Annotated in this window: 19 protein-coding genes; 10 read left to right on the top strand and 9 right to left on the bottom strand. The window is 72.2% G+C overall.

Translation table 11 applies throughout. The annotated features are described in order from the left end of the window. Positions 1-10: 10 nt before the first annotated feature. The 7 genes from AC5R91_RS04085 to AC5R91_RS04055 form a co-directional block, all read right to left on the bottom strand. The gene (locus tag AC5R91_RS04085) at positions 11-1,621 is read right to left on the bottom strand and encodes a class I adenylate-forming enzyme family protein (protein WP_495395759.1); all 1,611 of its coding nucleotides are present in this window, start codon (positions 1,619-1,621) and stop codon (positions 11-13) included. Continuing rightward, positions 1,618-3,162, bottom strand: a complete 1,545-nt coding sequence (locus AC5R91_RS04080; RefSeq protein WP_495395758.1) for a class I adenylate-forming enzyme family protein — start codon at positions 3,160-3,162, stop codon at positions 1,618-1,620. The genes AC5R91_RS04085 and AC5R91_RS04080 overlap by 4 nt, the downstream gene beginning before the upstream one ends. Positions 3,163-3,351: 189 nt before the next feature. Beyond that, a complete protein-coding gene (locus tag AC5R91_RS04075; RefSeq protein WP_495395757.1) occupies positions 3,352-3,876 on the bottom strand; it encodes an aromatic-ring-hydroxylating dioxygenase subunit beta in 525 nt (174 codons plus the stop codon). A 59-nt stretch (positions 3,877-3,935) separates the two neighbouring features. After that, entirely contained in the window at positions 3,936-5,240 is a 1,305-nt protein-coding gene (locus tag AC5R91_RS04070; RefSeq protein WP_495395756.1) for an aromatic ring-hydroxylating oxygenase subunit alpha, read from the bottom strand. Next, positions 5,237-5,782: a Zn-ribbon domain-containing OB-fold protein gene (locus AC5R91_RS04065; RefSeq protein ID WP_495395755.1), complete on the bottom strand. Its 546-nt coding sequence runs from the start codon at positions 5,780-5,782 to the stop codon at positions 5,237-5,239. The genes AC5R91_RS04070 and AC5R91_RS04065 overlap by 4 nt, the downstream gene beginning before the upstream one ends. Continuing rightward, positions 5,779-6,897, bottom strand: a complete 1,119-nt coding sequence (locus tag AC5R91_RS04060) for a thiolase family protein (RefSeq protein WP_495395754.1) — start codon at positions 6,895-6,897, stop codon at positions 5,779-5,781. The genes AC5R91_RS04065 and AC5R91_RS04060 overlap by 4 nt, the downstream gene beginning before the upstream one ends. A 47-nt stretch (positions 6,898-6,944) precedes the next feature. Then, positions 6,945-7,220 (bottom strand): hypothetical protein, encoded by a 276-nt coding sequence (locus AC5R91_RS04055; RefSeq protein ID WP_495395753.1) that lies wholly within the window; start codon positions 7,218-7,220, stop codon positions 6,945-6,947. 248 nt (positions 7,221-7,468) lie between these two features. Between AC5R91_RS04055 and AC5R91_RS04050 the strand changes: the two genes are divergently transcribed. The 7 genes from AC5R91_RS04050 (at position 7,469) to AC5R91_RS04020 (ending at position 15,986) form a co-directional block, all read left to right on the top strand. Further along, a complete protein-coding gene (locus tag AC5R91_RS04050) occupies positions 7,469-8,029 on the top strand; it encodes a VOC family protein (protein WP_495395752.1) in 561 nt (186 codons plus the stop codon). A 55-nt stretch (positions 8,030-8,084) separates the two neighbouring features. After that, on the top strand, positions 8,085-8,978 hold the full coding sequence (locus tag AC5R91_RS04045) for an alpha/beta fold hydrolase (protein ID WP_495395751.1): 894 nt from the start codon (positions 8,085-8,087) through the stop codon (positions 8,976-8,978). Next, positions 8,975-9,781 (top strand): 2-oxo-hept-4-ene-1,7-dioate hydratase, encoded by an 807-nt coding sequence (hpaH, locus tag AC5R91_RS04040; RefSeq protein ID WP_495395750.1) that lies wholly within the window; start codon positions 8,975-8,977, stop codon positions 9,779-9,781. Before AC5R91_RS04045 ends, hpaH begins: the two co-directional genes overlap by 4 nt. 45 nt (positions 9,782-9,826) lie before the next feature. Further along, positions 9,827-10,744: an aldolase/citrate lyase family protein gene (locus tag AC5R91_RS04035; protein WP_495395749.1), complete on the top strand. Its 918-nt coding sequence runs from the start codon at positions 9,827-9,829 to the stop codon at positions 10,742-10,744. Continuing rightward, positions 10,741-12,204 carry an aldehyde dehydrogenase gene (locus AC5R91_RS04030; protein WP_495395748.1) on the top strand — a complete coding sequence of 488 codons (1,464 nt, stop codon included), beginning with the start codon at positions 10,741-10,743 and terminating at the stop codon, positions 12,202-12,204. The genes AC5R91_RS04035 and AC5R91_RS04030 overlap by 4 nt, the downstream gene beginning before the upstream one ends. Before the next feature lie 12 nt (positions 12,205-12,216). Next, the gene (locus AC5R91_RS04025) at positions 12,217-13,506 is read left to right on the top strand and encodes a CaiB/BaiF CoA transferase family protein (RefSeq protein ID WP_495395747.1); all 1,290 of its coding nucleotides are present in this window, start codon (positions 12,217-12,219) and stop codon (positions 13,504-13,506) included. Between the two features lie 1,028 nt (positions 13,507-14,534). Continuing rightward, a complete protein-coding gene (locus tag AC5R91_RS04020) occupies positions 14,535-15,986 on the top strand; it encodes an HNH endonuclease signature motif containing protein (protein ID WP_495395746.1) in 1,452 nt (483 codons plus the stop codon). Between the two features lie 143 nt (positions 15,987-16,129). On the opposite strand, the gene AC5R91_RS04015 is transcribed toward AC5R91_RS04020, so the two are convergent. Both AC5R91_RS04015 and AC5R91_RS04010 read right to left on the bottom strand, forming a co-directional pair. Then, positions 16,130-17,299 (bottom strand): acyl-CoA dehydrogenase family protein, encoded by a 1,170-nt coding sequence (locus AC5R91_RS04015; protein WP_495395745.1) that lies wholly within the window; start codon positions 17,297-17,299, stop codon positions 16,130-16,132. Positions 17,300-17,389: 90 nt separating this feature from the next. Beyond that, on the bottom strand, positions 17,390-18,028 hold the full coding sequence (locus AC5R91_RS04010) for a MaoC family dehydratase (protein WP_495395744.1): 639 nt from the start codon (positions 18,026-18,028) through the stop codon (positions 17,390-17,392). A 146-nt stretch (positions 18,029-18,174) separates the two neighbouring features. On the opposite strand from AC5R91_RS04010, the gene AC5R91_RS04005 reads away from it, so the two are divergent. From AC5R91_RS04005 to AC5R91_RS03995, 3 genes are all read left to right on the top strand, one after another. After that, positions 18,175-19,347, top strand: coding sequence for an acyl-CoA dehydrogenase family protein (locus AC5R91_RS04005; protein ID WP_055868205.1), 1,173 nt, complete (start codon positions 18,175-18,177; stop codon positions 19,345-19,347). Positions 19,348-19,423: 76 nt separating this feature from the next. Continuing rightward, a complete protein-coding gene (locus tag AC5R91_RS04000) occupies positions 19,424-20,464 on the top strand; it encodes an acyl-CoA dehydrogenase family protein (protein WP_495395743.1) in 1,041 nt (346 codons plus the stop codon). A 94-nt stretch (positions 20,465-20,558) separates the two neighbouring features. Beyond that, positions 20,559-21,704 carry an acetyl-CoA acetyltransferase gene (locus AC5R91_RS03995; RefSeq protein WP_261567831.1) on the top strand — a complete coding sequence of 382 codons (1,146 nt, stop codon included), beginning with the start codon at positions 20,559-20,561 and terminating at the stop codon, positions 21,702-21,704.

Genomic DNA, 21,704 nt, shown 5'->3' with positions numbered 1-21,704 from the left:
GACTCTGTGGTCAGACGCCGATGCGCCGGCGCAGGTCGGGCAGGGCGACCTTGCCCATCGCGTTGCGCGGCAGCGCCTCGACGATCTCGAGCCGCTCCGGGAGCTTGCGCTTGTTCAGGCCGCCGGCGAGCAGATGCTCGCAGAGCTGGGACAGCGTCGGCGGTGCGGCGGCGTCCGCAGGCACGACCACGGCGCAGACCCGTTCGCCCGTCACCGGATCCGGCACGCCGAGCACCGCCACGTCGGCGATGCCGGGATGCCCGGCCAGCGGCTCGGCGACCTCCCGGGCGGAGATGTTCTCCATGTTCCGGATGATCACCTCCTTGAGTCGGCCGGTGACGGTGAGGTAGGACCGCTCGTCGACGAAGCCGAGATCGCCGGTGCGGAAGAAGCCGTCGGCGTCGAACGCCTCGGCGTCGAGGGCGGCGTCGACGTAGCCGAGCATGAGCTGCGGGCCGCGCACCCGGATCTCCCCGGACTCCCCGGGGTCGGCGCGCGATCCGTCGGGGCGCACGACGACGACCTCGGCGCCTCCGCCGGGCGGACCCTCGGTGCTCGCGTGGTCGGCGTCGGCGTCGTCCGCCCGACCCCAGCAGACGTAGGGGCATTCGGTCATCCCGTAGCCGGAGACGACGCCCACCCCGCCGAGGGCGTCGCGGACCTCGGCGTGCAGGCTCGCCGGGCGCGGGGAGCCGCCGCAGAGGAACACCCGCGCCCGCGGGAACAGCCGGGCGTCCGGGATGGCGGCCTGGCGGGCCAGGTAGGCCCGGATGAACGGCACCCCGGATCCGACGATCGTCACACCGTGGGCGGCCAGCAGGTCCGGGGTGCTCGCCGGGTCGAACACCTCCGCGGTCACCAGCGAGCTGCCGCAGCGCAGCGCCGTGAGGAGGTGGGCGAGCCCGCCGATGTGGGCGATCGGCGCCAGCACGGCGACCCGGTCGGCGGCCGTGACCGCCAGCGCGTCGCTGAACGTCGTGGACGCGGCGAGCAGCGCCCGGTCGGTGTGCCGGGCGCCCTTGGGCGCCGAGGTGGTGCCCGAGGTGTAGAGCAGCCAGCGCACCGGCGCCGCCGCCGGCTGCCCGGACCCGTCCGCCGGTCCCGCCGGTTCTGCCGGTCCCGCCGGATTCGCGAGGTCCGGGGGGAGGCCGGCGGGGTCGGCGTCGGTCAGCTCGGCCGCGTCGGCCACGTCGAGCCCCGGCACCTCGGCGGCGACGGCGCGGGCCATGGCGAGGTGGTCGAACCCGCGGAAGCTCGCCGCGACGATGAGCAGCCGGGTGCCGGCCTGCCGGGTGATGAACCCGACCTCGCGCTCGCGCAGCATCGTCACCAGCGGGTTCTGGACCGCGCCGAGCCGGCTGAGCGCCGCGGCGAGCACCATCGTCGAGATCCGGTTCGGCACCTGCCAGGACACGACGTCGCCGCGGCCGATGCCGCGCGCCGCCAGCCCCGCGGCGAGCCGCTCGGCCCGGTCGCGGAACTGCGCGAACGTGACCCGATCTCCGCCCGCGTCCACCGCGAGCAGGGCGTCGGGTGTCAGCGCCGCCCGCGTCCGGGCGAGCTCCCACAGCGATGCCGCGTCCGACGCCTGCCCCGGCGACGGGGTCGACGCCGGGCTCACGGGGATTCGGGCGCGGCGAGTTCCGCCCGTAGCTCCCGCTTGAGGATCTTGCCCGCCGGGCCGAGGGGCATCTGGGCGCGGAACGCGAAGCCGCGCGGCTGCTTGTAACCGGCGAGCTGCTCGCGGGACAGCGTGCGTAGCTGCTCCTCGAGGTCCTCGGCGGTGATGTCGCCCTTGGGCACCACGACCGCGATCGGGGTCTCGCCCCACTCCGGGTGCGGGACGCCGACGACGGCCACCAGATCGACGTTCGGGTGCGCGCCGAGCACCCGCTCGATCTCGGCCGGGTAGACGTTGAACCCGCCGGAGATGATCATGTCGGTCTTGCGGCCGGCGATGTGCAGGTAGCCGCGCTCGTCGAGGCGGCCCAGGTCACCGGTCCACAGGCCGTCGGGTCGGAAGGTCTCGGCGTTGGCCTCGGGCCGGTTCCAGTAGCCGCGGGCGACCGAGTCGGCCTTGACGACGATCTCGCCGACCTCGCCTCGGGGCAGCTCCGCGCCGTCGTCGCCGACGATGCGGATCTCCGCGTGCGGCGTCTCCTTGCCGCACGAGCTGCGCAGCGCGTCGTCCCCGGCGAAGATCGCCCGGTGATCCTCGGGGGTGAGGATCGTGACCTGCCCGCCGGCCTCGGTGGAGCCGTAGCGCTGCTGCAGGTCGCAGCCGAGCTTGCGGGCCGCCTCCTCGGCGAGGCCGGGCGGGGCGGGCGCCGAGCCGTAGCTGATCCGTCGCAGGCTCGACACGTCGATGCCGGGCCGGGCGTCGAGTTCGCGCAGCGTGCGGATCAGCATGGTCGGGATGAAGGTCGTCATCGTGACCTTCCACCGCTCGATCGTCGTCAGCACGGCGACGGGGTCGAAGCGGGGATGGATGACCATCGTCTGGCCCAGGTACATCCACGACAGCGTCCGGATCATCCCACCCGCGGTGAAGAACGGGGTGGTCGCCAGGAACACGTCGTCGTGGCGGGACTCGGTGGAGATCGTGGTGTCGAGCACCTGGGCGAGCAGCGTGCGGTGCTCGTGCACCACGGCCTTGGGGCGACCGGTCGTCCCGCTGGTGTAGAGCAGCAGGTGGATGTCGCTGTCGGTGAGGTCCGCCGGGGTGGGGTCGGCGTCACGGCCGGCGGCGAGCGCCTTGGCGTAGTTGACGCCGACCGAGTCCCCGCCGATCTCGATGACGGTGTCCAGGGCGGCCAGCGGCGCCCCCGGCCCGTCGACGTGGTCGGTGTGCACGATGGCCGCCCGCGCCCCGCTGTCGGACAGGACGTAGTCGACCTCCGGCCCGGAGAGCCGGATGTTGATCGGCACGAGCACCAGGCCCGCCTTGGCGAGCCCGTAGGTGATCTCCGGCCACTCCGGGGTGTTGCGCGCGCAGACGGCGACCCGGTCACCCTTGGCCAGCCCCCGCCCGAGCAGGTAGGTGGCGATGCGGTTGGCGCGCTGGTCCAGCGACCGCCAGGACAGCTCCTCGTCCTCGTACACCACCGCGGCCTTGTCGGGATAGCGGCGGGCATTGCGCCGGGCTATGTCGCCGATCAGCATCGTTCCTCGCAACTCGGGCGGGCGGAGCCGACCGGCGCCGACGCGAGGTCGGGCCGGGGGCGCCGGAATTCGGATCAGGAAGGGCGGCCGGGATCGAACGGGCCGCCCCAGCTCGAGGCATGTCGCCTCAGCTACCGGGCGGGTCGCCTCAGCTACAAGGCGGCCGCCGCAGCTACCGGGCGGGCCGCCTCAGATCAGGAAGGACATCGTGGAGACGGGCCCGCCGGCGTTGACCAGGTGGACGGTCTTGGCGGCCAGCTTGAGGTCCCCGCCCCGCGCCCGGATCCGGTACTCGTAGCGGCCGGCCCAGACGGTCAGGTCGAATCGGTACTCGTAGATCACGAAGTTGCCGGCCAGGGTCGTCGTGTCGGCGTCCTGGGCGACGACCTCCAGGTTCGTGATCAGCCGGCGCAGCACCGACGGCGGGGTCTGGGAGTGCCGGTTGCCGGAGTTGAGCTGCGCGACCCGGCTGCGGATCCGGCGGCGGTTGTCGTAGATGTAGGAGACGTTGACCCTCGGGTCGTGGTCGGGGTGCATCGGCACCCAGTACTTGGCGTCGTCGTCCCACAGCGCCTCCCACTCCGAGTACCGCGCCTCGTCGGCGAGGCGGGCCTCGGTGTAGATGAAGGAGGCCAGGGCTGGGTCGACGCCGGCGGCGGGCACGGCGCCGGCGGGCGCCGCGGCGGCGGCGCCGAGGCTGGTGAGGTCGGACATGGTGGGCGGGCTCCCTGCTGCGATGGCGGACGGCTGCCTGGGGCGGTGGACGTCCCCGGTCAGGCGTCGGGGGCGGTGGTGGTCCCGGTGAGCACCTGCGACCAGTGCTTCCACCAGCCGCGCTGCGGCGTCTCGGCCGACTTGTCGTGGTTGACGATGCCGGTCTCGTCGGTGATGTCGGACTCCTCGCCGCGGCGCAGCACGACCCACTCGGGCGAGCCCGCCGCGAGGCCGAGCTGGTTGCGGGCGCCGATCTCGCCGTCGTCGGCGATGAGGAACCCGGCCGGCCCCATGGCACCCTCGCTGCGGCGCAGGGTCTTCTCGTTGACCTCGTCCGCGCCCGGGATGAGGGCGGGCGTGGTGTAGGCGACCGCCCGGCCCGGTCCCAGCGGCTCCACCGTCATGATGTTCATCTCGGCGAGGAACAGGTTCGGGAAGATCAGCGTGTGCGGGGGGCCGACGACGAACGCCCGGTGGGTGTCCGCCGGCCCGCGCGCCTCCTCCATGGCTGCCACGTACTGCGGCAGCTTCTCCCGGCGGATCCGGCCGAACCAGATGAACTCCTCGTCGAGGCGGGCGTACTCCTTGGCGTAGTCGATCTCGGAGTGGCCGTTGCCGAGGTCGCGGACGTACACCTCGACCTTGGACGGGACGTGGGAGACCTTCGCCGGCTTCACCGCGTCGTACACGGAGGCATGGGTGAACAACGCGTGGTAGCCGTCCACGTTGTTCTCCATGACCATCTTCCAGTTGCAGCGCATGTCGTGCTTCATCCAGCCGGCGCGCAGGTTCAGCTCGCCGGTGGGGGACAGCGCCAGCAGCCGGTCGAGGGCGACCGTCGAGTTGCCGAGGTGTTCGCGCAGGGTGATCGCCGGCGGGTTCAGCGAGGCGAAGACGAAGCCGCCGTAGCTGTCGACGGCCGCGGCCGGCGCGAGCCCCATGGCGTCGCGCACCGCGTGGAAGCTCGACCCGTAGCCATCGCGCATCGGCACGCCGGTGAGGTGGCCGTCGTTGCTGAACGTCCAGCCGTGGTAGGGGCAGCGGAACGACGAGCTGTTGCCGGCGTCGGCGTTGCACAGCCGGTTACCGCGGTGCGTGCAGCGGTTGGCCAGGACCCGGACCTCGCCGTCCTTGCCCCGGACCACGATCCACGGCTCGCCGGCGATGCGGCGGGTGACGTAGTCGCCCGGCTCGGGGACCTCGCTGTCGTGGGCGACGAACACCCAGCCGTTGCGGAAGATCCGGTCCATCTCCTGGTCGTACACCTCCTGGGAGGTGTAGACGGAACCGTGGACGCGGTCGGGTTCGACGAGCGCGGCGACGTCCACCTTGCCGACCTGCGCCGACGTGTCCAACTCGGTCATTGTGAGACCTCCGTCTCGGATGGAACTGGTGCGGGGGCGGTGCCGGTTGCCCTGGGCGAGTCGGGGGTGGCGGCGTCGGAGGGTTCGGTGGTACTGAGGGCTGCGGCGGGCACCGCCACCCCGCCGACGACCCGAAAGCCGACGGTGACGGGCCGGCCGATCGCGGGCGCGGACCCGGTGGCGGTGAGCGTGGTCATGATCAGTCGATGCCCGCTGGTGAGCTCGACATCCAGGACTGGGTAGGGCTCGGTGACCCGGACCAGGCCCGGCTCCCGCCGGTGCACGAGGGTCACCGCATGCACGGTGCCGGCGCGATCGACCGGGCGCCAGCGGATGTCGGTGGCACCACAGCCGTCGCAGGCCCGCTGCTCCAGTTCGAGGGCCAGCCCGCAGGCCGCGCAGAACGGCAGTGTCAGCTCGCCTGCGGCCGCACCGGCGTAGAGCGGGGCGAGCGACCCGTCGGCCAACGGCGCCAGCGCCGCGTCGACCAGCCAGTCCTCGGCGTCCGGCGCGGCGAGCGCGGCGTCGGTGTTCGGGCTCATCGGGACGGCTCCAGGTCGAGGATCAGGCAGGCGTGGTGGTCGACCCGGCCGCCGATGCCGCCCACGAGGGCGGTGCTCGCCCCGGGCACCTGGCGTGCCCCGCCGGCGCCGCGCAACTGCACCACCGCCTCGGCCAGCGGCGTCATTCCCTGCAGGTAGAACCCGGAGAGCTGGCCGCCGCCGGTGTTGACCGGCAGGTCGCCGCCGGGGGCGGTGGCGCCGGAGCGGACCACCTTGCCCGCCTGCCCGGGCTCGACCAGGCCGTACTCCTCCAGCAGCAGCAGGGTCACCACGCTGAACGGGTCGTAGAGCTCGATGACGTCGAGGTCGGCGCGGGTGAGCCCGGCCATCGCCAGCGCGCCGTCGACGGCGGCCCGCCCGCCGCCGAACCACGACTCGCCCGGGGCCCGCCGCCGGCGCATCGGGTGGGCCTGGCCCATCCCGCGTACGTGGATGCGCGGGGCCGGGCCGGGCGTGGCCTCGCCGCTGACGACGAGGGCGACCGCGCCGTTGACCGGCCGCGCGCAGTCGAGCACGCGCAGCGGGGTGGAGACCATCCGGCTGGCGAAGTAGCCCTCGGCGTCGAGCGGCTTGCGCACGACCGCGTTCGGGTTGCCCAGCGCCCAGGCGCGAGTCGACACGGCCACGGCGCACAGGTCCTCGGGGTCGCCGCCGGACACCGCGAAGTAACGCGAGGCGAGCAGGGCGTAGGTGGGGACCGAGCCGAGCACGCCGCTGGCCCGCTCCAGCCCGCGGGCCCCGTCGCTGCCGCCGCTGTGGGCGTAGGTCGACCCGGACGTGCCGCCCGCGCGCAGCGGCGCGTCGGCGAAGACGCAGACGACGGTGCTGGCCAGGCCCGCCCGGATGGCGAGCACCGCCCGCTGGATCATCGCGACCGCGGTGGCGCCCTTGATCTCCACGTGCTCGAGCAGGCGAAGGTCGCCCAGGCCGCCCTGGCGGGCCAGCGCCACCCCCAGCCGGTCGGGGCGGACCCCCTGGCTGGAGTTGACGAGCAGGCCGTCGACGTCACGGGCGGTGAGCCCCGCGTCGGCGAGCGCACCCGCGACGGCCTCGATGGCGAGATCGACGGGCACGCCGCCGGCCGAAAGCGACATGGATGTCAGACCGAGGCCGACAACCGCGGGCTCCAGGGGTGCGGCCATCAGCTCTGGGCTCCCGGGCCCGCCAGCGCGGAGTGCCGCACGGGGCTGCGCTCGTCCCGGTAGGCGCCCACCCGCAGCCAGTCCAGGCGATCCTCGGGCGCGGCCAGGCACAGGCTCGCCAGCTCGATCGGAGACAGCAGGATCGACGCGCCGGTCTCGACGTCCTCGACCAGCAGTCGGGGGGAGTTTCCGTGGCGGTCCACCGAAACCCGCACGGCGGCGAACTCGTTGGCCAGCTCGGCGGACTCCAGGCCGTCGCGGCACGGCCGGCTCACCGGTGCCCCTCTCGGTCCGGCCGCCCGCCGGTGGCACCGGTGACGGACGGACGCGCTCCGGGGGATCTGGTGGAGGCGGGACGGTTCATGGCCCTAGGGTATACTCACTGTCAGAAACGGTGCTGGACTCACGCTCGATCCCGCCGCCCGCGGCCTGGGTGTCCGCCGGACCGGGTCGTGGCCCTGCCGCGGGACCCTCTGCCTGCCCGCCGAGGACAAGCGTTCCCGTCGACCCCGAGGGATGGATCATGGCTGCTCCCCCGCCCGCTCAGCTCACCCACGTCGGTCTGTACGTCAACGACGTCGACCGCATGGTCAACTTCTACTCGGAGCTGCTCGGCCTGCTCGTCATCGACCAGGGCGACTTCCTGGGCCGTCGGCTGACCTTCCTCAGCCGCCGCGCCGACGAGCACCACCAGCTCGTGCTCGTCTCCGGCCGCAAGGTCCCCGAGGGTGAGATCGCGCTGCTCAGCCAGGTCTCCTTCCGTCTCACCGACGACGACCTCACCTCGCTGCGCTGGTTCCACGACAAGGCCCTGGAGCTCGGCGCGACCGGCATGGAGGGTCGTAACCACGGCAACAGTTGGAGCATCTACTTCCTGGACCCGGAAGGGAACCGGTTGGAGCTCTACACCCCGACGCCGTGGTACGTCAGCCAGCCCTGGCGGGTGGCGCTGGACCTGGCCGACACCGACGAGGTGATCCGGGAGAAGACCCAGGCCCTCATCGAGGAGACGGCGACCTGGTCGCCGGTGGAGACGTGGAGCGCGTCGGTGGCGGAGCGTCTGCGCGCCGCCGAGAACGACTGATCGCTCGGCGCCCGACGAGTCATCCCGACCGACCAACAAGGATCGTGAGCAGCGCATGACCGACGAGGTCCCGTACCGCAGCATCTGGACCTACCTGCGGGACGTGTCGTTCCGCCAGGACTGGATCGACATCGACGGGGTGTCCACCCGCTACGTCGAGGCCGGTTCCCCCGACGCCCCGGCCGTGCTCATGCTGCACGGCACCGGGGGGCACTGGGAGACCTTCGCGCCGAACATCGGCCCGCTGAGCAAGCACTTCCGCTGCATCGCGGTGGACATGGTCGGCAACGGCTTCTCCAGCAAGCCGGACTACGACTACGAGATCGCCGTCTACGAGCGCCACCTGCTCGGCCTGCTCGACGCGCTCGGCGTGCAGACCACGTACATCATCGGCATGTCCCTGGGCGCGTGGGTCGCCGCCCGGCTCGCCATCGACGAGCCGGACCGGGTCCGCAAGCTGATCCTGATGTCGCCCGCGGGCCTCATCGCGACCGCGTCGAACATGGCCCGCATCCGGGCCGAGCGCACCGCCGCCGTGGACAACCCCACCTGGGAGTCCACCAAGGCGATGTTCAACCACCTGATCGCCGACGAGGCCAACCGGCTGCCCGACGTCATCGCCCTGCGCCAGGCGATCTACCGGCTGCCGGAGACGCGCAAGGTCATCGACCACGTGCTGATTCTGCAGGACCCCGACGCCCGCGAGCGCAACCTCATCCCGCCGGACCAGTGGTCGCGCATCGCCGCCCCGACGCTCGTCGTCGCCTCCGGCAAGGACTTCGGCGAGTACCAGAACACCGCCCGCCAGGTCGCCCGGCTGATCCCGGACTCGCAGGTCCTGGAGATGCCCGAGGTCAAGCACTGGCCGCACTTCGAGGACCCGGAGCTGTTCAACCCGGCGGCGCTGGCGTTCCTGCTGGGCGGGCAGAACGAGTCCGAGAACGCATGACGCTCGATCCCGAACTCGTCGAGGACGCCGCCGCGCGCCTCGACGAGGCCGAGCGCACGCTGACCCCGATCCCGCAGTTGTCCCTGCAGTACCCGGACATGACGATCGAGGACGCCTACGCCGTCCAGCGCGCCTGGACCGAACGCAAGCTGGCCGCCGGCCGCGAGCTGCGCGGGCGCAAGATCGGCCTGACGTCGCGGGCGATGCAGCAGGCCGTCTCGATCACCGAGCCGGACTACGGCGCGATCTACGACGACATGTTCTTCGACGACTCCGGGGTCGTGCCCGCGGGCCGGTTCATCCGCCCGCGGGTCGAGGTTGAGCTCGCCTTCGTGCTCGCCGAGCCGCTGTCCGGTCCGGGGGTCACGATCTACGACGTGCTCGACGCCACCCGCTACGTCACCCCGGCGCTGGAGATCCTCGACGCCCGGGTGCAGATGAGCGACCCGGCGACCGGGCACCTGCGCACCATCGTCGACACCATCTCCGACAACGCCGCCGACGCGGGGCTCGTGCTCGGCGGCCGCGCCGTGCGTCCCGACGAGGTGGACCTGCGCTGGGTGTCGGCGCTGCTGTACCGCAACGAGACGATCGAGGAGTCCGGGGTCGCCGCGGCGGTGCTGAACCATCCGGCGAACGGCGTCGCGTGGCTGGCGAACAAGCTCGCCCCGTACAAGGTGGGTCTCGACTCGGGCCAGGTGATTCTGGCAGGCTCGTTCACCCGGCCGGTGTTCGCCCGCCCGGGCGACACCTTCCACGCCGACTACGGCCCGCTGGGCGCGATCACCTGCCGCTTCGCCTGAGCGGGCGGGGCGAGGAGAGGTTCTGCTGATGTGTGGAGCACTGCGATGACGGCCGGCGCGGCGGGGACCGCGGGCGTGACCAGCGGGGCCTTCCGGCGCCGGCTGCGCGATCCCCGGCCGGCGATCGGCATGTGGGTGGCCACCGGCAATCCCTACAACGCCGAGATCTGCGCCGGGGGCGGCCTGGACTGGCTGCTCATCGACGGTGAGCACGCCCCGAACGACGTGCGCAGCTTCCTCGCCCAGCTCCAGGCGGTCGCGCCGTACCCGGTCGCCCCGGTCGTGCGCCCCCCGACCGACGACCCCGTGCTCATCAAGCAGCTTCTCGACATCGGCGCCGAGAACCTGCTGCTGCCGATGGTGGAGTCCGCCGAGCAGGCCGCGGCGATCGTCGCGGCCACCCGCTACCCACCCGCCGGCATCCGCGGCGTCGGCAGCGCGTTCGCCCGGGTGTCCCGGTGGACCCGGGTGGAGGGCTACCTGCACCGCGCCGACGACGAGATCTGCGTGATGGTCCAGATCGAGTCCGCGGCCGGGCTCGCCGAGTGCGCGGCGATCGCCGCCGTCGACGGCGTCGACGGGGTCTTCTTCGGCCCCGCGGACCTCGCCGCCTCCCTCGGGCATCTGGGCCGCCCCGACCACCCCGACGTCGTCGAGGCGATCACGTCGGCGGTCGCGGTGGTCAACGCGGCGGGCAAGGCGGCCGGGGTGAACGCCTTCGCCGAGCCGCTGGCGCGGCGCTATCTCTCCCTCGGCGTCCGGTTCATCCTGGTGGGGGCGGACGTGACCCTGCTGGCGCGCGGCAGCGAGGAGCTGGCCGCGCGCTACCGCGACGTCGCGGAGAAGACCGACCCCACCCTGCCCTCGGGCCCCACTCTGGCCGCCGGCTCGGCATCACCCCCCACCTCAGGCTCAACCCCTGCCTCAGGCCCAACCCCGAACTCAGGGAGCGCGACGCTGTGACCACCACGGTAACGATGCGCATCGGCGCCGAGCGGCGCGCGGGCTCGACGACCTTCGACTCGATCGACCCCTACACAGGCGAGCCGTGGGCGACGGTCGCCGAGGCGAGTCGCGCCGACGTCGACGACGCGGTCGCCGCCGCGCGGGCGGCCTTCGACAGCGGGGAGTGGAGCAAGCTGTCGGGCCGGGAGCGGGGCCGGCTGATGCGCCGCCTCGCGGCCGTCATCGAAGAGCACGCCGACGAGCTCGGCCTCGCCGAGACCCGCGACAACGGCAAGCTGCTGCGGGAGATGGGCGGGCAGGTCCGCAGCCTGTCCGCCTGGTACGAGTACTACGCGGGCCTGGCTGACAAGATCGACGGCCGGGTCGTCGACACCGGCCGCCCGGACTACTTCGGCTTCGTCACCCGCGAGCCGATCGGTGTCGTCGGCGCGGTGCTGCCGTGGAACTCCCCGCTGCTGCTGCTCACCTTCAAGATCGCCCCTGCGTTGGCGGCGGGCTGCACGATCGTTGCGAAGCCGTCCGAGCAGGCCCCGGTGTCGATCCTGAAGTTCGCCGACCTGTTCGAGGAGGCTGGGTTCCCGCCCGGCGTGTTCAACACCGTCAGCGGCGCCTCCCGCGAGGTGGGGGAGTGGCTCGTCGGCCATCCGGGCGTCGACCGGGTGTCGTTCACCGGTTCGGAGATCACCGGGGCGGCAGTGGCCGCCGCGGCGGCGAAGCACCTCGCCCCGGTGACCCTCGAGCTCGGCGGCAAGTCGGCGAACATCGTCTTCCCCGACGCGGATCTGGCTGCCGCGTCCAACGGCCTGATCGCCGGCATCTTCGCCGCCGCCGGTCAGACCTGCATCGCGGGTTCGCGGGCGCTCGTGCACGCCGACGTCTACGAGGAGGTCGTCGCCCGGGTGGCCGAGCGGGCCGCCCGCATCCGTCTCGGTGACCCGAAGGACCCCGAGACCGAGATGGGCCCGATCTGCTTCCCGGGCCAGCACGAGAAGATCCGCCGGTTCGTGGCGCAGGCCAAGGAGCAGGGCGCCGACATCGTCGGCGGAGGCGGCGGCGGCGGGCTCGGCGGGCTGTTCTTCGAGCCGACCATCGTCGCGAACGTCACCAACGACGCCATGGTCTGCCAGGAGGAGATCTTCGGCCCGGTGCTGAGCGTGCTGCGATTCTCGTCCGAGGAGGAGGCCATCGCCATCGCCAACGACTCGCGCTACGGTCTCGCCGCCGGCATCTGGACCGCCGACATCCGCCGTGCCTTCCGGATGACCAAGGCACTGCGGGTTGGCACCGTGTGGGTCAACGCCTACCGGACACTGAACTACGCGATGCCCTTCGGCGGGATCAAGAGCAGCGGGTTCGGCCGCGAGAACGGCACCGAGGGGCTGCACGAGTACCTGCAGGAGAAGGCCGTCTGGATCGAGACGACGGGTGCCACCCGCGACCCGTTCGTCCTCGGCTGAGAGGCGCTCGCAGTGACCGAGACCCCCGACCCCACCGTGCTGTCCGATGCCACCGTGCTGTCCGATGACGCAGCCGTCCCGGCACCGAGGCGGGCCGCATCGCCGGCGGGTGGCCTGGCGGCCGGCAAGCCCCTGGCGGGAATTACCGTCATCTCCATCGAGCAGGCCGTGGCGGCCCCGTTTGCCACCCGCCAGCTTGCCGATCTCGGGGCGCGGGTGATCAAGATTGAGCGGCCGGGCGCGGGCGACTTCGCGCGCGGCTATGACGAGACCGTCAAGGGTCTGGCCAGCTACTTCGTCTGGTTGAACCGGGCGAAGGAGTCGCTGACCCTCGACCTCAAGCATCCCGAGGCCCGCGAGGTGCTGGCCGGCCTGCTGGCCGGGGCCGACGTCTTCGTGCAGAACCTCGCCCCCGGCGCCGCGGCCCGCCTGGGCCTCGACGCGGCGACGCTGCGGGCCCGTGATCCGCGGATGATCGTCTGCGACGTCTCCGGCTACGGCTCGGCCGGCCCGCTGCGCGACAAGAAGGCCTACGACCTGCTGATCCAGTGCGAGACCGGACTGTTGTCGGTCACCGGCGCGCCAGATGCGCCGGCCAAGGTCGGCATCTCCGTAGCCGACATCTCCGCCGGCATGTACGCCTACACCGCGGTTCTCACCGCGCTGTTCATGCGGGAGCGCACGGGGGAGGGCGCCGCGCTCGAGGTCTCGCTGTTCGACTCGCTCACCGAGTGGATGGCCCAGCCGATGTACTACGCCATGTACACCGGCGTCCCCCCGGCCCGTACCGGCACCAGCCACGCCTCGATCGCCCCCTACGGCGGCTTCCGGACCGGCGACGGCGGCAGCGTGCAGCTCGGCGTGCAGAACGAGCGGGAGTGGCGGCGGTTCTGCGAGGAGGTGCTCCGCCGGCCCGAGTTGCTGGCCGACCCCCGCTACGCGACGAATGCGGGCCGCGTCCGCCACCGCGCCGCGCTGACCGCAGACGTCGAAGCGGCTCTCGCCGAGGTCACCACCGAGCAGACCCTCGCCCGGCTGGACGAGGCAGGCATCGCCAACGGCCGGATCAACACCATCGGCGACCTGCTCGCCCACCCCCAGCTCGATGTGGGCGACCGCTGGCGGGAGGTGGACTCGCCGGTCGGCCCGTTGCGCGCGGTGCGTCCGCCCGTCCGCATCGGCGGGGTCGACCCGGTGATGGGCCCCGTGCCCGCGGTCGGCGAGCACACCGACGCCCTGCTCGCCGAGCTCGGCTACGACCCCGCCGACACGGCCCGCCTGCGCGCCGCCGGTGCCGTCTGACCCGCCCCTGCCGTCTGACCCGCCGGTGCCGTCGTCAGTCGCTCGGCGAGCCCCAACAGTGGACGCATTCGCCGGGCGGCGGCCCGTCAACGCCGTCCTGACGCACTCCGCCGTCCTGACGCACTCCGCGGCTGAGCCAGCGCAGTCTGACTCGCCACGCTGCTCGCTGCTGTAGTCCGAGAGAGATTCGATGGCCCGTCGGCGCCGTCCCCTGACTCGACGGCGCCGGTCCCGCCTGCCAGACGCGTCGCTGGTGCCCTCTGCGGCCCCATGTGGCGGCCCCGCGCGGGTCGCTTCGTAGTGTGACTGAGCGTGCCCATGGCTGCCTGGGTTGAACTCAGCCTTGGCACGGATACCTGCCGCTGTGGTTGTCCGGTTCCTGGCCAATTCTGCCTCACTATCTCCCAAGGCGGCGCAGCCCCTTTTCCTGTGGGCGGCCGCGCTCTCTTCGTCGTCGGGTTCTCACCACATCACTGGGAATCGGGAGACGTTCCTGTCGCGGCGTTCCGCCCACTGCGAGTGCGCCTTCTGGCAGCGTTCCTGAGATATCGCAGCACGCTCACACCCGCTTCGTCAAGTCCGGCGGCATCGGCTCCGCCGCCCTTAGCGGAATCGCAGGGGAAATCAAGCGGCGGCGACGGCGGGCGACACTCCTGGTCCGTCGCCGCATGGGCTCTCTGTGGCCGCCAGGACGTTCACATCCGGGCACCGTGGCAGCGATGATCGGTCCACGCCGTCGCTCAGGATCGCACCGTTCGGCGGGGCGCGCCAGCTCACAGGCCTCCGCGATCACGGCTTGGGGCAGGGGCCGTCCCTCTTCCGATCCTGCCGGGTCCGGGCTGGCTACCGGGGACTCCATGGGGCTGGAGGTGCCACACGGCGGCCCGGTCGGCAGGCTCACGCGAGCCGTCTGGGGCGTGAGTCTAGGTTGTGTCGCCGCGCCGGTCCTCGCCGCGAACATTCCTCAAGATGATTACGCATCCGAACATGCGTTCGACATCGGGCTGCGGCTCGCCTAGGCTTCTCGCATGGTCTCGAATCCCGAGTCTCCGAGCCGGTTCCATGTGCTGGTCGACGAATTGGCCGCGACGTCCGCGCAGATAGGTGCAATGGTCGACGGTCCGGTGTGGTCGCTGTCCGACGCGGGTCTGCTGGAATTTCTGCAGGATTGTTCAGCCGTGTTGACGAGGCTGGCGGCATTTCGCCTTCAGATTGTCGCCGAGGTGCACGGCCGTGGGTTGGCCCGACGCGTGGGTGCGAGCGACACCGTGGCGTTGCTGCGCGAACGCCTGCGGCTCCGCGCGGCAGATGCCAACCGTATGGTCGATGTTGCGGTGGCCGTGGACGGTCCCATGGCGGCGACGGGGAAGCGGCTGGCGGCGGGGGAGATCAGTGTGGAGCAGGCGCAGGTGATTGTGGCGGGTATGCGCTCGCTGCCGGCCACGGCCACCGTAGACGTGCGGCGGCGGGCTGAGGCGTTTCTCCTGCGCCAGGCCGACGAGTTCGACCCGACTGCCCTGGCTCGCCTGGCCCGCCACCTCCGCGAGACCCTGGCCTGGGCGGATGCCAGCCCCGGCGGCGATCCGCCCGACCCGGCTCCCGGCGGTGGCAGCGAGGGTGCTGACTCGGATCGTGGTGAGCCCGGCGACGGCGGGGCTGGCAGCGACGGCGGGGATGACGGTCAGCCCGGAGGTCCCGGCGATGCCACCGCTGCGGGAGGAGAGGACCCGGCGGGGCGTCGGAAGCTATGGATCTCCGAGTTGCCGGACGGGATGACTCGGATCAGCGGCGAGCTCGATCCCGAGGCAGCAGCCCTGCTCCGCACCGCGCTGGACCCCCTCGCGGCGCCACGCCCGGCCGTCGACGGTGCGCTCGATCCGCGTAGCCCCGCCCGGCGGCGCGCCGACGCCCTCGTCGACCTACTCACCCGCACCCTCGACGCCGCCGTGCTGCCCGTCGGCGGCGGCGTCCGCCCGCACCTGACCGTGACGGTCCCCTGGTCGACACTGCTCGGCCGCTCCGGTGTGCCGGCGACGACCGGCTGGGGGCAGCCCCTGCCCCGCGAGGTCCTACGTCGCCTGGCCTGCGACGCCTCGGTCAGCCGCATCATCCTCGACCCCGCCGGTGTCCCCCTCGACGTCGGTCGGGCCCAGCGCACCGTCACCGCCGACATCCGTCGGGCGCTGGTAGCCCGCGACAACGGCTGCGCGTTCCCACATTGCGATCGCCCCTCGGGGTGGACCGAGGCGCACCACCTGCGTCACTGGATCGACGGGGGTCACACCTCACTGGACAACAGCGTGCTCCTCTGTGGTCATCACCATCGGGTCATCCACCACCAGGGCTGGACCGTTCGGCTCGGCCCCGACCGACGCCCCGAGTTCCTGCCGCCGGCCTGGATCGACGCCAGCCGCACCCCTCGCCGCAACCCCTACTCGCGTCATCCGCACGACCTGCTCTACGGCATCGCCGCCGGATGAAGCCCGACATGCGCAGCCCACACCGTTCCCGGGGCTCGGCGGCAGCCGGGGCAGTGCGGGCCATCGCCGAGCGTGCGGGATCGCGGTACCGAGGGACCCCGCACGCTCGCCGGCCGTGCGAGCCGTACGTCGCGCTTCGGCCGTCAGCGCAGCGGGTTGGGGCGCTGGACGAGCTGGCGGGCGATGACGTTGCGCTGGATTTCGTTGGTTCCCTCCCCGACGATCATCAGAGGGGCGTCGCGGAAGTAGCGCTCGACGTCGAACTCGGTCGAATAGCCGTAGCCGCCGTGGATGCGGATAGCGTCGAGCGTCACCGTCGCCGCCATCTCGGAGGCGAACAGCTTCGCCATGCCGGCCTCCATGTCGGCGCGGGCACCGGAGTCGAACACCTCGGCCGCGTGCAGGATGAGCTGGCGGGCGGCGAGGATCTTCGTCCCCATGTCCGCCAGGTAGTTGCCGATCGACTGGTGCTCCCAGATCGGCTTGCCGAAGGTCTCGCGCTCCTGGGCGTAGCGAAGCGCGTCGTCGAAGGCCGCGCGGGCGACCCCGAGGGCGCGCGAGGCGACCTGGATCCGGCCGACCTCCAGACCGGCCATCATCTGGTTGAAGCCCTTGCCGGTCACGCCACCGAGGACGGCGTCGCCGGGCGCCCGGTACCCGTCGAAGTGCAGCTCGCAGGTCTCGATGCCCTTATAGCCCAGCTTGGGCAGGTCCCGCGAGACGGTGAAGCCCGGACCGTGCTCGACGAGCAGGATGCTGATGCCGCGATGCGCCGGCTTCGCAGCGGGGTCGGTCTTGCACAGCAGTGCTATCAGGCCCGACCGTCGGGCGTTGCTGATCCACGTCTTGGCGCCGTCGACCACCCAACCGTCGCCGTCGGGCCGGGCGACGGTGCGCAGGGCCTGCAGGTCCGAGCCGCCACCGGGCTCGGTGAGCGCCATGGTGGCGCGCAGCTCTCCGGTGGCCATCCGCGGCAGGTACTTCTCCCGCTGCTCCTGGGTGCCGAAGCGCAGGATCAGCTTGGAGACGACGGAATGCCCGCCGAACGCGCCAGCGAGGCTCATCCAGCCGCGCGACAATTCCTCGGTCACCCGCGCGTAGCAGGACGTCGACACGCCGAACTCACCGTAGGGCTCCGGGATCGCGAGACCGTAGACCCCCATCTCCTTCATCTGCTCGATGAGGTCCTCGGGGTAGGTGTTGGTGTGGTCGAGCTCCTGCGCGACAGGACGGACCTTCTCGTCGACGAAGGTCGCGACCAGGCGGACGATCTGCTCTTCCTCAGGGCTCAGACGGGTGGTCACACTCGACACTGCGGTCTCCTCGCCATCCGCTGGCCTCGGCGCGTCGGCCGGGCCTGGATGGTCTCGCGGGGTGGTCGGGGCGGGATGGGGACAGGCGGGTCAGCGCGCGGCCGGGGAGTCGGGCAGGGGCGGCAGCGCCGGCGGCTTCGGGCCATGGCCGCGGCGGTAGGCCAGCAGCGTCCGGCGGAAACTGATCACCTCGTCGCCGTCCTGGTTGTAGCCGTGGGTGCGGACCTCTACCACTCCGACGTCGGGCCGGGACTTGCTCGGCCGCAGTCCGAGCACGATCGAGCGGGAGTAGACCGTGTCGCCCTCGAAGACCGGATGGGGCAGGCGCACTTCGTCCCAGCCCAGGTTGGCCATCACGTTCTGCGAGACGTCGATCACGCTCTGGCCGGTGACGAGGGCGAGAGTGAGGGTCGAGTTCACCAGCGCGCGGCCGAACCCTGTCTGCGCGGCATAGTGCTGGTCGAAGTGCAGGCGCGCGGTGTTCTGGGTGAGCAGTGTGAACCAGGTGTTGTCGGTTGCGGTGATCGTCCGGCCGAGGGGATGGTCGTAGACGTCGCCCACCGCGAAGTCCTCGAAGTAGCGCCCCTCCCAGCCGCGCCGCGGAACGAGCGGGGGCGTCGCCGCGCCCGTCGCGCCGTCGAGGGCAGGCGTTTCGCTGCCGGACTGAGGGCGGATGGCGTCCCCGCTGGTGGCGGGGCTGCTCGTCGGGGGGTTGGTCGGTGTGGTCATCGGTCGATCATCGGTCCTCCGGCTCGGGGGCGGCGCCCGCGCCCCGTGTCGAGCCCTGTTCGCGAGCGGGCGCCCGGGCCTCCTGGTAAAGCTAGTATCTGACAAGGGCGTCACGAGATGCCAGGCGGTGGGACGGAGGCCGACGAATGGACCTTGACTTCTCGAAGGAGCAGGTCGAGTTCCGTGAGCAGGTGCGAACCTGGCTCGAGGAGAACGCCCCCCGGGAGATCCGTCCCGAGATGGGCCCGGCGATGCGTGAGTACGATCTCGCCTGGCAGCGCACCCAGTGGGAGGGCGGCTGGGCGGGTATCTCCTGGCCGCAGGAGTACGGCGGCCGTGGGCTTTCCCTGCTGCAGCAGCTGATCTGGTTCGAGGAGTACGGGCGCGCCGGGCTGCCGGGCATCGACGCCTGCTTCGTTGGCCTCAGCCACGCCGGGCCGACCCTGATGACGCGTGCGACCGAGGAGCAGAAGGCCTACCACCTGCCCCGCATCCTGCGCGGGGAGGTGATCTGGTGCCAGGGGTTCTCCGAGCCGGACGCCGGTTCGGACCTCGCCGCGCTGCGCACGAGGGCCCGCATCGAGGGCGACGAGCTCGTCGTGTCCGGGCAGAAGATCTGGACCAGCTTCGCCACCCTCGCCGACTGGCAGGAGCTGTTGGTTCGCACCGACCCCGAAGGGTCTCGTCACCACGGCATCTCCTGGGTGATCTGTGACATGCACACCCCGGGCATTGAGGTGCGCGGGATCGAGACGATCGAGGGCGGCGCGGAGTTCTGCGAGGTCTTCTACGACGACGTCCGCATCCCGTTGGAGAACGTCGTCGGCGGGCTGAACAACGGCTGGAGTGTGGCGATGTCCACACTGTCGTTCGAGCGCGGCACCGCCTTCACCGCCAACCAGGTCCGCCTCGCCAGCACCGTGGAGAAGCTCATCGACCTGGCGAAGGAGCGCACCGGCCCCGACGGGCGGCGTCCGGCGATCGCCGACGACGAGATCGCGCGGCGCCTCGCGACCGCGCGCGCCGAGGTCGCGTCGCTGCGCGCCATGACCTACGCCGGCATCTCCCGCAACATGCACCGCGACCAGCCCGGCCCCGAGGGGTCGATGGTCAAGCTGTTCTACTCCGACATCGCCAAGAAGGTGTACCGGCTGGCGTTCGACCTGCTCGGCGCGGACGCGCTGCGGTTCGTCTCGCGCTGGGAGCCGGGTGGCTGGTCCGGCAACTACCTGTACTCGTACTCGGTGTCCATCGGCGGGGGGACGTCCGAGGTCCAGCGCAACATCATCGGTGATCGGGTGCTCGGCCTGCCGCGCTGAACCCGGGTCGCGCGGGCGGCGCCTGCCGAGCACATCGAAACCCCAGCAGCCATCGAAACATCCTGAGGAGCGCACCGTGGACCTGCTACCCACGCCGGCCCAGATGGAGATCGCCTCCCTCGCCGCCGACTTCTTCGGCAACGAGCTGCCGATCTCGGTCATCCGGGAGCGACGCGACGCCCCCGTCGTCGTGGATCGGCGGATCTGGTCGGAGAGCGCGGAGCTGGGCCTGTTCGGCCTGGGCATCGCCGAGGAGCTCGGTGGCGCCGGGTGCGAGCTGGCCGAGGAGACGCTGCTGTTCCGGGAGCTGGGCCGCCGCGTGGTGCCCGGGCCGTTCCTGCCCACCGTGCTGGGCGCCCGGGTCGCGGCGCTCGCCGGCCAGCACGAGACGGCGTCGGCGATCCTGTCCGGCAAGGCGGCGGTGGGCCTGGCCCTGCGCCGCGGCCCGGACGGGTTCGAGGCCGGCGCCACCCCCTCGACCCTGGACGGGCGGTTCCAGCTACTCGACGCGGCCGACTCCCGCTACGTCCTGCTGCTCGACCCCGCGGGTGCCGCGCTGGTGGAGACCGCTGCCCTGAGCGACGTGCGCTCCGAGCCGGCGATCGACCCGGGCATCCGGCTGGCCGAGGCGCGCGCGGAGGCCGTCCCGATCATCGCCTGGGTGAGCACGCAGGAGGAGCCGATCCGCCTGCGTGCGCTCGTGCTGACGGCGGCGATGAGCGTCGGGATCGCCGAGGCGACGCGCGACCTGTCCACCGAGCACGCCAAGGTGCGGGTGCAGTTCGGCCGGCCCATCGGGGTCAACCAGGCGATCAAGCATGCCTGCGCGGACATGGCGGTGCGGGCCGAGGCCGCGCTGTCGCAGGTGCTGTTCGCGGCGATCTGCGTCCAGGACGGGCGGGCCGACGCCGAGTTCCAGGCGTTGGCCGCCAAGAGCGTCGCCGGCCGCTTCGCCGTCGAGAACGCCTCCGCCACCATCCAGGTGCACGGCGGCATGGGCTACACCTTCGAGCACGACTCGCACCTGTTCCTGAAGCGGGCGCACGTCCTGGAGCACCTGCTCGGCGAGCCCGCCGACCATCTCGCGCGCCTGGTCGCCCAGCCGGCGGCGCAGTAGCCGGCCGTTGCCGGCACCCGATCGGAGGACACATGACTCGACCGCCGTCCCGCCCGACCCTCCAGCGCCCCTGCCTGCCCGCGGGGGCCGGGCGATGAGCCGACGGGTCGCCATCGCCGGGGTCGCCCTGTCGGACGTGGGCCGCACCGACGGCTCCACCCCGTACGCGCTGATCGCCCAGGCCAGCCGCCGCGCGCTCGCGGACGCCGGGCTCGGGCCGGGTGACGTCGACGGGCTCGCGTCGACCTCGCTCGGGACGTTGGCGCCGATCGACGTCGCCGAGTATCTGGGCCTGCGCCCCCGCTGGATCGACTCGACCACCGTCGGCGGGGCGTCGTGGGAGGTCATGGCCGCCCACGCCGCCGATGCGATCTCCGCCGGGCATGCGGACGTGGTGCTGCTCACCTACGGCTCGACGGCCCGCTCCGACCTGCGCAAGCGGTTGCGCACGGCGAGCCTGAACTGGGGCAGCCGCGGCCCGCAGTCGTGGGAGGCCCCCTACGGCCACACCCTGATCTCCAAGTACGCCATGGCCGCCCGCCGGCACATGCACGAGTTCGGCACGACGATCGAGCAGCTCGCCGAGATCGCGGTCTCCGCCCGCCACAACGCCGGCCCGAACCCGGAGGCGTACTACCGCGACCCGATCACGATCGACGACGTGCTGTCCGGGTCGATGATCGCCGACCCGTTCACCAAGCTGCACTGCTGTATCCGCTCGGACGGCGGCGCCGCGGCGGTGCTCGTCGCCGAGGACCGCATCGCCGACCTGCCGCGCCCGCCGGTGTGGGTCCTCGGCACGGGCGAGTGCGTGACGCACGTGTCGACCAGCCAGTGGGAGGACGTGACCACCGGTCCCGCGGCCGTCTCCGGGCCGCTGGCGTTCTCCCGGGCCGGGGTGAGTCCGGAGGACATCGACGTCTGCGAGCTGTACGACGCGTTCACGTACATGTTGATGGTCACCCTGGAGGACCTCGGCTTCTGCAAGAAGGGCGAGGGCGGTCCGTTCGTCGCCGACGGGCGGTTGCGCGTCGGCGGGGCGCTGCCGACCAACACCGACGGCGGTGGCCTGTCGGCGTGCCATCCCGGGCAGCGCGGCCTGTTCCTCATCGTCGAGGCGGTGCGCCAGCTACGCGGCGAGGCCGAGGGCCGGCAGGTGCCGGACGCCCGGCTGGCCTGCGTCAGCGGCACCGGCGGCTGGCTCTGCTCGTCGGGGACCGTCATCCTCGGGCGGGACTAG

The sequence above is a fragment of the Frankia sp. BMG5.60 genome (genome assembly GCF_059428125.1).
The sequence above is the reverse complement of the archived record's forward strand: the minus strand, read 5'-3'. Positions and strand labels throughout refer to the sequence as shown.

Coding starts and splice junctions, on each gene's coding strand:
- AC5R91_RS04080 (WP_495395758.1), bottom strand. CDS start 3,162: ATGCTGATCGGCGACATAGCCCGGCGCAATGCCCGCCGCTATCCCGAC.
- AC5R91_RS04075 (WP_495395757.1), bottom strand. CDS start 3,876: ATGTCCGACCTCACCAGCCTCGGCGCCGCCGCCGCGGCGCCCGCCGGC.
- AC5R91_RS04070 (WP_495395756.1), bottom strand. CDS start 5,240: ATGACCGAGTTGGACACGTCGGCGCAGGTCGGCAAGGTGGACGTCGCC.
- AC5R91_RS04065 (WP_495395755.1), bottom strand. CDS start 5,782: ATGAGCCCGAACACCGACGCCGCGCTCGCCGCGCCGGACGCCGAGGAC.
- AC5R91_RS04060 (WP_495395754.1), bottom strand. CDS start 6,897: ATGTCGCTTTCGGCCGGCGGCGTGCCCGTCGATCTCGCCATCGAGGCC.
- AC5R91_RS04050 (WP_495395752.1), top strand. CDS start 7,469: ATGGCTGCTCCCCCGCCCGCTCAGCTCACCCACGTCGGTCTGTACGTC.
- AC5R91_RS04045 (WP_495395751.1), top strand. CDS start 8,085: ATGACCGACGAGGTCCCGTACCGCAGCATCTGGACCTACCTGCGGGAC.
- hpaH (WP_495395750.1), top strand. CDS start 8,975: ATGACGCTCGATCCCGAACTCGTCGAGGACGCCGCCGCGCGCCTCGAC.
- AC5R91_RS04035 (WP_495395749.1), top strand. CDS start 9,827: ATGACGGCCGGCGCGGCGGGGACCGCGGGCGTGACCAGCGGGGCCTTC.
- AC5R91_RS04020 (WP_495395746.1), top strand. CDS start 14,535: ATGGTCTCGAATCCCGAGTCTCCGAGCCGGTTCCATGTGCTGGTCGAC.
- AC5R91_RS04010 (WP_495395744.1), bottom strand. CDS start 18,028: ATGACCACACCGACCAACCCCCCGACGAGCAGCCCCGCCACCAGCGGG.
- AC5R91_RS04005 (WP_055868205.1), top strand. CDS start 18,175: ATGGACCTTGACTTCTCGAAGGAGCAGGTCGAGTTCCGTGAGCAGGTG.
- AC5R91_RS03995 (WP_261567831.1), top strand. CDS start 20,559: ATGAGCCGACGGGTCGCCATCGCCGGGGTCGCCCTGTCGGACGTGGGC.